Below are 11,896 nucleotides of genomic sequence, written 5' to 3' on the forward strand. Positions count from 1 at the left end.
GCAACTCACCCTCCCAGCCAAGCCTTGAACTCGTTCACGCGCTCGCGGCTTACGAATACGTCATCGGGCGCGGCGGGTTGCGTTTCCAATTTAAGACGCCCATTAAGATGTGGGTGAATCTTTTGAATGGCATTGAGGCGCACCGTCATGCCACGACTCACTCGGAAAAAGTCGCGTGGGTCGAGCAAGCTTTCGAGTTCCTCAAGCGTGTTGTCCACGAAGTGTTTTTTTCCCGAAAAAGTAAAAGCCTGCGTCAGCCCGTCGGAAGAGCGAAAAAAGGCTATGTCGGCGGCAGTCAGGAAAGCGAGCTGTTGGCCTGTTTTCACCAAAAAACGGTCTTTGTAGGTTTCCTTTTTGAAAAAGCGATGAAGCACCTCATAGTCGAAGGCTACCGGCTTGTTTTTCTGTTTTTCGATTTTTTCCAACGAACGCCCCAGTTCCTCAGGGTCAATGGGCTTGAGCAGATAATCCACGGCGCTCACCTTAAAAGCCTGCACGGCATACTGGTCGAAGGCTGTGGTGAACACCACCGGAGCGTTCACCTCGACTTGCCTGAAAATATCGAAGCTCAGTCCATCGGCGATTTGGATGTCCATGAACACCAAGTCGGGAGCGGGGAAGGTTCGCAGCCACTGCACGGCACCCTCCACTGAATCGAGCGTGTCGAGTATCTGGCAGGTTGGCAGCTGCGCCATGAGGAGCTTGGTCAGTTGTCGGGCAGCGGGCAGTTCGTCTTCGATGAGCAAGATTTTCATTGTCAGTATCTGTTCTTTTGTTTCATGTTTTACGACACTCCCGCGGGGTCGTTTTTGTCTCTCAGGCGCTCCAAAAACGAACGCACGCCACTAAAACTCACCGTTTGATGCTGGAAAAAGTGCTGCGCTGCCGCGGCTTCTTCCGCTGCGGCATCAAGGTGATTGAGTATGTTGGTCAGATGCATCTTCATGTGTCCCTGTTGGATGCCTGTCGTAATGAGCGAGCGAACGGCGGCGAAATTCTGCGCCAAGCCAACGGCCGCCACGATGCACATGAGCTCATTGGCGGAAGGATGCCCCAATATCTCCAAAGAGCGTTTGGCCAGTGGATGCAACGCCGTAAGCCCCCCCACTGTGCCCAAAGCCAGTGGCACCTCTAGCTCGAAGCGAAAAACGCCGTTTTCGACCGTGCAACGACTTAGGCTTCTATACTGCCCGCTTCGACACGCAAAGGTGTGGCCGCAAGCTTCTACGGCGCGAAAATCATTGCCTGTCGCCAACACGACGGCATCTATGCCATTGAAAATGCCCTTGTTGTGGGTCGTGGCGCGATATGGGTCTATCTCGGCGATGCGGACCGCGGCAGCGAACCGGTTGGCCAATTGGGCCGCGTTCATGCCTTGGCTGAGCGCCAGTTCCTCAAAGGAAGCGATGGGGGCCTCCACCCAAGCCAGCACCCGACATTCGGGCGTGTAATTGGACAAGATGGACATCACCACCTCCACGTCGCGCTCGGCATCAGGCAAGCCGGGATAGTCGGTGAAAAAAAACTCGAGCTCGTCGGCAAACCGCTCCAGCACCGAGTTGATAAAATTGGCCCCCATGCTATCACAGGTCTCAAAAGAGGCCCGGAGCTGGAAGTACTGCGGCTCGAGTGCCGAAAAATCAAGCAACTCGACATCTATGATGCCACCCCCTCGACCGCGCATATTGAGCGTGAGGTCGTCGCAGGCGGCGCAAAGGCGGGTGCGAATTTCGGGGAAGAGCTGCTGCAATTTCTGAGGTTGCCCGGCCCAACGGAAATGAACTTGACCGAGCTTCACCGTTCCCAGAACGGTAGCGTGAAACCCGCCTCGTTCGAGCCAAAATTTGGCGGCGCTCGATGCCGCAGCCACCACGCTGCTTTCCTCGATGACCATCGGGACGGCGTAGTTTTTTCCGTTTATCAGAAAATTGGGCGCGATGCTGTAAGGCAGCACATAGTTGGCAATGGCATTTTCCGTGAAGCCGTCAACGACTTTCTGCGTTGCTGCGTTGGGGTGCTGCCATTCGGAAAAAACTTGCGTCGCGGCAGTTGGGTCGCTGCTGAAATGGTCTGTCAACCATCTGATTTTCTCCTGCTTGGTGAGTTTTGAAAAGCCGTTAATCGTTTTCGACATACAGAAATTTACGAGTTGTCGTGATGCGGTGTAAGGAGTTGAGGAACATCCTGACAGCGGCAAGATTTCTCCTCCAAGCCGTTATCGCGCATCCGGCCAACCTTTATTTTACCTTTAAAAATGCCTCCGCCAATTCCAGACCGCGCAATTGTGCCTCCACAAAAGCACGCAGTTCGGCATAGTCGCCGCGAGCGTGTTTGAGAAAGCCGGAGGCCTGCCCATACACCGCCGGGAACAAGGATTTTTTTAGCAAATAAAAACCGTCGAGAAAATCACGCACCCCGCCTGAGATGATAAGGTGGCGCACTTTGCACCGCTCGCCCAGCTCTTTTTTCAGCACATTCGACATTTCGAGCATCTCGACGGCGGAGTGCCCGACCGCTGCTATCTTCTCAAAAATCATTTGTTTCACGGGAGCACTGCGAAGAAGCTCGAGCTTGGCGAAATTGGTGCCTCCAGCCGCTGCGAACTCAATGGCTTCGATGGGCATCTGAAGCAACGCCCGCAGGCTCTCTGGCCCGAAGCCTTGCCCTACTTCCTTCACAATGATTTTTATATCAAACAGTTGCGTGAGCGCCTCAATGGTCTCCAAAGGGGGGTGTTTGAACACATCGCCTTCGGGTTGCATGGCTTCTTGGAGGGGGTTCACATGAACGATGAGGCCGTCAGCGCGTAGTTTTTGGAGCAGGGCAGGGATGCGCTCCATCTCTTGCTTTTCCATTAGGTGCTCTATCTGCGCCACCCCTAAATTGGCATAAAGCGGCTGGTCGCTGCCTATGGTGTCGCGCACGTCGAAATCCGGGAGAAACTCGTCGCTGTAAAGCAATTGGCGACAGGAGCCGAGGCCCATGCCGAGGCCGAATTCGGCACAGGCGCGAGCGAGGTTGTGGTTGATGACCTTGGCAAGCGCCGTCCCGCCCGTCATGCTCGACACCCATATATGCGCACGGAGTGTTTTCCCCAAAAAGGAAAATGGCGCGAGCGACCCGGGCGTTGGATGCGCCGCGAGCAACGGCTCATAATAGAATCGGCTATCCAACTCGCCAGCTTCCACCCTGCTTTTAAAAGCCAGTTCGATGTGGTCTTTTTTTCTGGAAACAGCCGTAGGGTCATCGTCGGTCAGACCGATGAGCACGGCGGGGTGCAGTTTGTTTTGTTCGTCGGATGCCATTCAGGAGTGTAAGCGTTTGGCAAAGGTACGGCTATGAGATTGCCCCAGAAAACAAAACGACAGGCCAAAGGTTGGGGGCATTACCGCACAAACGTCGTTTAGTCGCGTAATTTTCCCGCAACGCACTCGCCCGTTTCTATGCCGGAAAATAAAATTCCGTAGTTTTGCCGCCGTTTTCGGGCAAACACGGCTCGTTCTCTGTGATTTTCAATTCGTTACACCAACTTTTTTCTCACTAAAATAAGATTTGCCGGATGGAGTCTCTGGTTTACATTCTACCCTTTTTCGGTTTCATAGGGCTTGTTTATATGTTCATCCTTCAAAATTGGGTGACTAAGCAAGACGCAGGCGACGAAAAAATGAAAGGCATTGCCAAAAACATTGCCGATGGCGCCATGGCGTTCCTAAAAGCCGAGTATCGTATCCTTGCCATTTATGTAGCGGTCGCCACCGCTCTTTTGGTGTGGCTCAGCACACTTGTGACGACCAGCCATTGGCTGATTGGCGTTTCGTTTATCATTGGCTCGCTATTCTCTGTGCTGGCTGGTTACACAGGTATGCGCATTGCCACGCAGGCCAATGTGCGCACCACACAAGCGGCTCGCAGCAGCTTGGCCAAGGCTTTGGATGTTTCTTTCAAAGGCGGCTCCGTGATGGGTCTTGGTGTGGCAGGCCTGGCCGTTTTGGGATTGAGCCTTTTATTCTCGATATTTTACAGTGTTTTCATGGGCGGTGAATACGGTGCTGCGGGCGCAGGATATGCTGGTATGTCGCGGGTGTTGGAAGTGCTTGCAGGCTTCTCTTTGGGTGCCGAATCCATCGCGCTGTTCGCTCGTGTGGGCGGCGGCATCTACACCAAAGCTGCCGATGTGGGTGCTGACCTCGTGGGCAAAGTGGAAGCTGGCATCCCAGAGGACGACCCGCGCAACCCGGCCACTATCGCCGACAACGTGGGCGACAACGTGGGCGACGTGGCTGGCATGGGTGCCGACTTGTTTGGCTCCTATGTGGCTACGGTATTGGCTGCCATGGTGCTCGGCAACTCCGTGTTGCGCTACACCGATGCATCCAACGACGGGTTTGGCGGCATTGGCCCCATCCTCTTGCCGATACTGATTGCAGGCTTGGGCATCGTGTTTTCCATTATCGGTATGTTGCTCGTGCGCGTGAAAGACGACGGGGAAGCCAGTGCAGGCAAGGTGCAAGGCGCTTTGAATCGCGGCAACTGGGTGAGCATCATCATCACAGGCATTGCCTGCTATCCTATCATCAATTGGATGTTGCCCAAGCATATCGGAATGCACTTCTTTGGCGACCCCACCGTAACTGCCGTGCCCAGCGTCAACGTCTTCTTCGCTGTTGTGATTGGTCTGGTCGTCGGAGCCTTGATTTCTGCCATTACCGAATACTACACAGGTCTGGGCAAAAAACCAGTCTTGAACATCGTGCGGCAATCGGCCACAGGCCATGCCACCAACGTCATTTCGGGTCTTGCAACAGGCATGATGTCCACATGGATGCCGATAGTGATGTTCGCCGCGGCAATATGGGGCGCATACACGCTGGCTGGCTTTTATGGGGTGGCCATTGCGGCATCTGCCATGATGGCCACGACAGCCATGCAATTGGCCATTGATGCTTTCGGGCCAATTGCGGACAATGCGGGTGGCATTGCCGAAATGAGCGACCTGCCAAAAGACGTGCGCTCGCGTACCGACGTGCTCGATTCCGTAGGCAACACGACGGCTGCCATCGGCAAAGGCTTCGCTATCGCTTCCGCTGCGCTGACGGCGTTGGGGCTGTTCGCGGCTTATGTTGATTTCACGGGAATTCAGGGCATCAACATCTTTAAAGCAAACGTGCTGGCGGCGCTGTTCGTGGGCGGCATGATTCCAGTGGTTTTCTCCGCTTTTGCCATGCAAAGCGTGGGCAAGGCCGCGATGGATATGGTGAATGAGGTGCGCCGTCAGTTCCGCGAAATTCCGGGCCTGCTGGAAGGCACGGGCAAAGCGGACTACCAACGCTGCGTGGAAATATCCACGAAGGCAGCCCTGCGCGAAATGATTCCTCCCGGTGCCATTGCCCTCATTACCCCCCTTATCATCGGCTTTTTGATGGGCGCAGAAGCGCTCGGTGGCTATATGGCGGGTGTGACTGTGAGCGGCGTGATGTGGGCCATTTTCCAATCGAACGCAGGCGGCGCATGGGACAACGCGAAAAAATCCTTTGAGAAAGGAGTGGAGATTGATGGCAAGACCTACTACAAAGGTTCGGACCCCCACAAGGCGGCTGTGACCGGCGACACCGTGGGCGACCCATTCAAAGATACTTCCGGGCCTTCGATGAATATCCTTATCAAACTGTCGTGCCTTGTTGGTTTGGCTATCGCGCCCATTTTGGGGCAACACACTGCCGGCCATCAACATTCGCCGCTCATGCCACAAGGCACGCTCAACGCGCCTACGATGACCTCCCCAATGAATCTCCAACAAAAGATGGATGCTTCCCAACTGCAACAAATGCCTACGTCGGTGCAGCCACAAATACAGGGTGAAAACTCACTATCGCCCAACGCCAACCCCAGCGGCACTTCATCGCCCGGCACCACAGGCTCTCAGCCCCCTTCTGGTTTCTCAACACAACCCAGTATGTCAACCCAGCCACAGAGCCTTGACAGAAATGCGACTCAGCAGGGGCAGGAGCAACAGAAGAAACAGTAACCGCTGACCTTTTTTCTGGTGCATATATGGAGCGCCCCGGCCTACCAAAGGCCGGGGCGCTTTTGATTTGTTTCTTGTGTGTTGGAATACTTCGCGCTTGTAAATGATTGCTGCAAACCCATCCTCGACTCCCGCATAAAGGCGCTCGGCCAAAAAATCCGACGTTCCAAGCTCAGCCGGGAAACCAAGAACCGCTACTACAATTTTTTGAAAAAACTCGATAAAGTCATCAAATACGCTTGGCAAGCCAAAAGCCCCAAACGCGCCAAATTGATAGCAGAAATCAGAAACACCCCAGAAATTGTCGCCAGAGAGTGGCTACTGGAGAAATTAGCATGAGTACCTTCGCACCCATGACTGCCATCCACGAAACAAACTTTCGACTCCCCGGCCAAACAGCCTTCTACAGAGGCAAAGTCCGCGACGTCTATACCCTCGGCAACCTGCTCGTGATGGTCGCCAGCGACCGCATCTCGGCTTTCGACCACATCCTGCCACGCCCCATCCCCTACAAAGGCGCCGTGCTCAACCAAATCGCCGCCCACTTTCTCAATGCCACCCGCGACATCTGCCCCAATTGGCTCGTCGCCACGCCCGACCCAAATGTCGCCATCGGCCACCGATGCGAACCCGTGCGCGTGGAGATGGTCATTCGGGGCTATCTGGCCGGCCATGCGGCACGCACTTACGCCGCTGGCCTGCGCGAGCTCTGCGGCGTTCGCCTGCCCGACGGCTTGCGCGAAAACGACCCTTTCCCCGAACCCATCATCACACCTACCACCAAGGCCGACGAAGGCCACGACGAGGACATTTCAAGGGAAGAAATCCTGAAACGCGGCTTGGTCAAAAAAGAAGACTATGAGCAAATGGAAGCCTACACACGGGCGCTTTTTCGGCGCGGCACCGAAATGGCCGCCGCGCAAGGGCTGGTTCTCGTGGATACCAAGTATGAATTCGGCAAAAACGACGGCCAAATCGTACTGATGGACGAAATACACACGCCAGACAGCTCGCGCTATTTTTACGCCGATGGCTACGCCGAGCGCCAGGCCAAAGGCGAAAAGCAGCGGCAGCTAAGCAAAGAATTCGTGCGCGAATGGCTCATCGCCGCGGGGTTTCAAGGAAAAGAAGGCCAGCAAATGCCCGTCATGCCCGATGCTTTTGTGCAAGAAATCACCGACCGCTACATTGAGCTGTTTGAAAAAGTAACAGGAAGGCCCTTCGAAAAAGACACGTCGGACGATGCCCCAGCGAGAATCGAGCGCAACATCTTAAAAGCACTGGAACAAATTCGACTCGCACATGAAATCTGAAAAAATGATACCCGCCATCCACAACTGGTGCGACCGTTGGTGCGAGCGTTGCGTTTTCATCGAGCGCTGTGCCGTCGGTGCCGCCGAACTGAGGCGCTGGCAACGCGACGCGCCCATGACCGACGAAGAAGTGTGGCAAGAAATCAGCGACAGCTTCAACGAGGCGCTGCGAATGTTGGACGAAATGATTCGGGAGGCAGGCCTCGACCCAGAAGAAATCACCAATCAGCCCGAACCCGAAACAGACCCAAACATCGAAAAGTTGGAAGAAGAAATGTGGGAGCAAGGAACGCGCTATCTCAATGCCGTAGATGCCTTCTTCAAAAACAACAAAGCGTTTTTTGAAGAAAAAGGCGTGGACATACAGCGTCGCAACGACATGGACCTACCCATTGACTTCGACGAGTTGAACAGCCTCCAAGAGGCCATCGAAATCATTTTACAATACGCCTCCCTTATCAGCGTCAAAGCCCGCCGCGCCATATCAGGCATGGACAACATGCACGACACCGACATCTGGGGCGACCCGCCTCACCAAAGCGATGCCAACGGCAGCGCCAAAATCACCATCATCACCATAGAGCGCAGCCTCGGCGCGTGGGAAATCCTGCGCAAGCAGTGGCCAGAAAAAGCCGACGAAATCCTCGATATGCTCGTGCAACTTAGCCGCTTGCGCAAACGTGTGGAACAACTTTTCCCCGATTGGCAAAAATTCGTCCGCCCCGGCTTCGACACCGAGCCGCCGCAAGTGCGGCGGTTTGAGATGAACTGAAAAACACCTTATTTTGCAGGAGCAAACTGCAAGGACATGGTAGCAGAATTTTTGGATAAAGAAACACTCTCGCCGGAAGAGGCCGTCATCAGATTAGGCGCTATTTCATTCGACGAGCCGATGCGCAAAGAGCAATTTGCTTTGTTGGCCGAACGCTTCCCCGACCTTCGGATGGAGCGTGAGGCCGATGGAAAAGTCTTAATTATGCCTCCAGTAAAAAAAGGTTCCGGCAGAAGGGAGTCCCGTCTATCTGGGCTGCTTGCCCCTTGGCATGAAAAAACGCATTTGGGAGAATGGTTCGGCCCCTCGGCTGGCTTCGATTTGCCGGACGGCTCTTCCAAAGCAGCCGATGCCGCTTGGCTTTCCGATGAAAAACCTGCCTCCGACCCGGCCTCAGAAGAAGATTTTATTCAAACTGCTCCCGATTTCGTCGCCAAAGTTCGCTCAGCCACCGACCGCTTGAAAAAAACTCAACAAAAAATGACCGAAACTTGGATGGACAATGGCGTTCGCCTTGCTTGGCTTATTGACCCCTATGAAGAAAAAGCATACATCCACCAGCAAGGTCATCAAGTGGAAATCGTGGAAGGCTTTGATGGCAAAAAACTTTCCGGCGAAGACCTGCTGCCCGGTTTTGAGCTGCCACTGGAAGCGATGAAAAGAAAGATTTGACCCCTCCACAAACCCTCAAACCGCAACCTATTTTTTCCATGTCCTTTTTAAAAGACTCCTCCCTGCTCCGCCGCGAAGCTTTCATCAACGGCCAATGGAGCGCCGCCGACTCTGGCAAAACCTTCCCAGTCACGAACCCCGCCACAGGCGAAGCGCTGGCGCAGGTCGCCGACTTGGGTGCCGACGAAACCCGCCGCGCCATCGCCGCCGCCGAAGCAGCCCTGCCCGCATGGCGCGCCAAAACCGCCACATCCCGCGCCCACATCCTGCGCCGCTGGTACGAGCTCATTCTCGAACACGCCGACGACCTCGGCTTCCTGCTCACTCTCGAACAGGGCAAGCCCCTCGCCGAGGCACGCGGCGAAATCCGCTATGGCGCCACGTTCATCGAGTGGTTTGCCGAAGAAGGCAAACGCGCCTACGGCGATGTCATCCCGCCACATCAGGCGGGAATGAGGTTGCTGGTGACGAAACAACCCGTCGGCGTGGTGGCCGCCATTACTCCTTGGAATTTTCCGAACGCCATGATTACGAGGAAAGTAGCACCCGCGCTGGCAGCAGGCTGCACCGTCGTCCTGAAACCTTCGGAAGAAACGCCGCTCTCTGCTTTGGCCTTGGCCGAACTCGCCCAACGCGCAGGCCTCCCCGCAGGCGTGCTGAATATCGTGACTGGCCTCGATGCCCCAGCCATCGGCAAAGAGCTGACCGACAGCCCCGTCGTGCGAAAACTTTCCTTCACCGGCAGCACCGAAGTAGGCAAGCTCCTGATGCGCCAATGCGCAGATACTGTGAAAAAAATCTCACTCGAGCTCGGCGGCAACGCGCCCTTCATCGTGTTCGACGATGCCGACTTGGACGCGGCGGTCGAAGGAGCCATCGCTTCCAAATACCGGAATGCCGGTCAGACCTGCGTGTGTGCCAATCGTCTTTTTGTGCAAACCGCCGTTTACGAGGCATTTTTGGAAAAATTCACCATCGCCGTGCAAAAACAAAAAGTCGGACCCGGCACCGAACAAGGCGTGCAAATCGGCCCGCTTATCAATGACGAAGCACTGGAAAAAGTCGCCCGATTGGTAGGCGATGCCTCCCGGAAAGGCGCGCGACTGCTCACGGGTGGCCATGCGATGCAAGGCACTTTTTACGAACCCACCATCCTTGCCGACGTGGATGACCGCATGGACATCATGCACGAGGAAATTTTCGGCCCCGTTGCCCCCGTCACTCGTTTTGAGACCGAGAATGAAGTAATCGAAATGGCGAACGATACACCCTACGGCCTCGCTGCCTATTTCTATGGGCGCGACATTGGGCGGGTATTTCGCGTAGCGGAGGCGCTGGACTACGGCATGGTGGGCGTGAACACTGGCCTCGTCGCTACCACCGTCGCGCCATTTGGCGGCATGAAAGAAAGCGGTATCGGGCGTGAAGGCTCGAAGTATGGGTTGGAGGAGTTTTTGGAAGTGAAGTATGTGTGTTTGGGAGGGATGTGACTACTGGTATTCAGGATGTTTTTCGATAAATTTCCAAAGTCCGCTCATCGCCGTCGAGCGGACTTTGTTTTTTAAAAATCCCGACCAGCCGAGCAGCAAACCCGTCGCGCCGAGCGATTGCCGCGACCAGCGCCAGAAAGAGAAACTATCCTCGTGGCGAATGATTTTGCCCTCCAGAAACTCGAACCGCGCTTCTATGACATTGTGTACTCGTCGGCCCGTGCGCGAAAAAGTGTACCAAGCTTCCCAATGTGCCCGGCCCGAATTTTCATTGGCCTGAACGCTGGAAAATTCCACGCGCAAATCTTTGCCCGCTTCGCAGAGCATGTGCCACATCGCGGCGATTTCTTTGCCGTTTTTCAGGCCGAACGCTTCGTCGCGGAACGTCGCGTCGGGGTGGTAGCAAGCCGCCATGTCGCGGTAGTCCTTGCGCTGAAAACTTTCGTAGAAATGGCGGATCAGTTGTTCGTTCATGTCAGGAGGAGGGTGTTTTATACTTCGTGTCGTCAAGCTTTCAGTGCATAAGGTGATTCATTCAAAATCAGGGAGAGCAATCATGAGCATCAAATTAAATCTTGGAAAATCAATGCGTGTTCTCAACGTTCCTCAGGCAAAGAGTCGCCGCAAATAGTTGACCTGACCTAAATGGTAGTTCAGGTGGGTCAAAAGTGTCAGCAGCGCGAAAAAAGTGGTGCGATTTTCCCCAAAATGCTCGGCGGGATACGGTTCGTCAAGTTGTGCATCCTGCATTTTTCCCAACACGGATTTCAAGACATCTCGCGCCGTGGCAAGCGCCGCCACAATATCCCTCCGGGCTACGTCTCTTGCCGAAAACTCCTGAGCACGAGCGCGCACATAACCCGTGTCGCCCATGATGGCGCCGATAAAATGCTGGAGATTGCCTGCTATGTGCAGGGCAAGGGTGCCTACCGGGTTTTTCACGTCGCCACCCACGCGCCAAAGGCTTTCCTCTGTTGGCATCGCCTCTACCTCCGCCACCAACTTATCCAAGTCGCGTAGAAAAAAGTCCAAGAGGGCTTGAGTTTGCATGGCTGTGTTCTTTTGGCTTTGAAAACAATCACTTTTTGTTTTTCATCCACTCATCGAAGAATGAGCTGGGCAAAAAAGATATTATTTGACCAAAACGACCGGGCGCTCTCAGGCAAAAATTGACCACACGACGACCCATTCGCTTTTTTTCCTCAATGCGCTCCACATCCTGCCAAGGGTAGCGGACAGTGACCCAATAGTTGCTCACATAGAGATGCGTATCGTCGGCATCCACCCGCTTCAATCGCCAAAGAGTACGGCTCAGCATCCACAGCCAGCCAAGCAGCAGCAGGAGGAAAAAGAGTCGAATCCAAAGAAGGGGAAAAGAAAGGTATAAATCATCCTCGTCCATCAGCCAAAAGGCGAGCACAAAGCCCAGCAGAAACACCGTGCCAAATATGGGCACGAACACCCGCCAGAAAAGGGTGGTGCTGGTGGAAAGCATGGTCGTTTTGGGACGACCGTTTTTGTGCAGATTCGCGGTATCGGGAGGGAGCGTTTCTTGATTTTCCATAAAAAATTGCCGCGCACCGAAACACGATTCGATGCGCGGCAAAGGTAGGCTATAAAGTGC

12 protein-coding genes are annotated in these 11,896 nt (G+C 54.6%); 6 read left to right on the forward strand and 6 right to left on the reverse strand.

Features of this window, described 5'->3' with window-relative positions:
* Positions 1-5: 5 nt before the first annotated feature.
* The 3 genes from KIS77_14200 to KIS77_14210 form a co-directional block, all read right to left on the reverse strand.
* Positions 6-755: a response regulator transcription factor gene (locus tag KIS77_14200; GenBank protein MCW5923491.1), complete on the reverse strand. Its 750-nt coding sequence runs from the start codon at positions 753-755 to the stop codon at positions 6-8.
* Between the two features lie 29 nt (positions 756-784).
* Entirely contained in the window at positions 785-2,134 is a 1,350-nt protein-coding gene (locus KIS77_14205) for a hydroxymethylglutaryl-CoA reductase, degradative (GenBank protein MCW5923492.1), read from the reverse strand.
* A 103-nt stretch (positions 2,135-2,237) separates the two neighbouring features.
* Positions 2,238-3,305: an isopentenyl-diphosphate delta-isomerase gene (locus tag KIS77_14210; protein ID MCW5923493.1), complete on the reverse strand. Its 1,068-nt coding sequence runs from the start codon at positions 3,303-3,305 to the stop codon at positions 2,238-2,240.
* A gap of 254 nt (positions 3,306-3,559) precedes the next feature.
* On the opposite strand from KIS77_14210, the gene KIS77_14215 reads away from it, so the two are divergent.
* From KIS77_14215 to KIS77_14240, 6 genes are all read left to right on the forward strand, one after another.
* Positions 3,560-6,025 carry a sodium-translocating pyrophosphatase gene (locus KIS77_14215; GenBank protein ID MCW5923494.1) on the forward strand — a complete coding sequence of 822 codons (2,466 nt, stop codon included), beginning with the start codon at positions 3,560-3,562 and terminating at the stop codon, positions 6,023-6,025.
* Positions 6,026-6,103: 78 nt separating this feature from the next.
* Complete coding sequence (locus KIS77_14220; GenBank protein MCW5923495.1) at positions 6,104-6,364, forward strand: hypothetical protein; 261 nt, start codon at positions 6,104-6,106, stop codon at positions 6,362-6,364.
* Positions 6,365-6,378: 14 nt separating this feature from the next.
* The gene (locus tag KIS77_14225) at positions 6,379-7,338 is read left to right on the forward strand and encodes a phosphoribosylaminoimidazolesuccinocarboxamide synthase (GenBank protein ID MCW5923496.1); all 960 of its coding nucleotides are present in this window, start codon (positions 6,379-6,381) and stop codon (positions 7,336-7,338) included.
* Positions 7,328-8,110: a hypothetical protein gene (locus KIS77_14230; GenBank protein ID MCW5923497.1), complete on the forward strand. Its 783-nt coding sequence runs from the start codon at positions 7,328-7,330 to the stop codon at positions 8,108-8,110. The genes KIS77_14225 and KIS77_14230 overlap by 11 nt, the downstream gene beginning before the upstream one ends.
* 36 nt (positions 8,111-8,146) lie before the next feature.
* Entirely contained in the window at positions 8,147-8,782 is a 636-nt protein-coding gene (locus KIS77_14235) for a Uma2 family endonuclease (protein MCW5923498.1), read from the forward strand.
* 38 nt (positions 8,783-8,820) lie between these two features.
* A complete protein-coding gene (locus KIS77_14240; protein ID MCW5923499.1) occupies positions 8,821-10,272 on the forward strand; it encodes an NAD-dependent succinate-semialdehyde dehydrogenase in 1,452 nt (483 codons plus the stop codon).
* On the opposite strand, the gene KIS77_14245 is transcribed toward KIS77_14240, so the two are convergent.
* The 3 genes from KIS77_14245 to KIS77_14255 all read right to left on the reverse strand — a co-directional run bounded on the left by KIS77_14245 (position 10,273) and on the right by KIS77_14255 (position 11,836).
* Entirely contained in the window at positions 10,273-10,746 is a 474-nt protein-coding gene (locus KIS77_14245) for a nuclear transport factor 2 family protein (protein ID MCW5923500.1), read from the reverse strand.
* Between the two features lie 132 nt (positions 10,747-10,878).
* Entirely contained in the window at positions 10,879-11,322 is a 444-nt protein-coding gene (locus KIS77_14250) for a DinB family protein (protein MCW5923501.1), read from the reverse strand.
* Between the two features lie 28 nt (positions 11,323-11,350).
* Positions 11,351-11,836: a hypothetical protein gene (locus KIS77_14255; GenBank protein MCW5923502.1), complete on the reverse strand. Its 486-nt coding sequence runs from the start codon at positions 11,834-11,836 to the stop codon at positions 11,351-11,353.
* Between the last annotated feature and the right edge of the window lie 60 nt (positions 11,837-11,896).

Source organism: Saprospiraceae bacterium (assembly GCA_026129545.1).
Classification (GTDB): Bacteria; Bacteroidota; Bacteroidia; order Chitinophagales; family Saprospiraceae; genus M3007.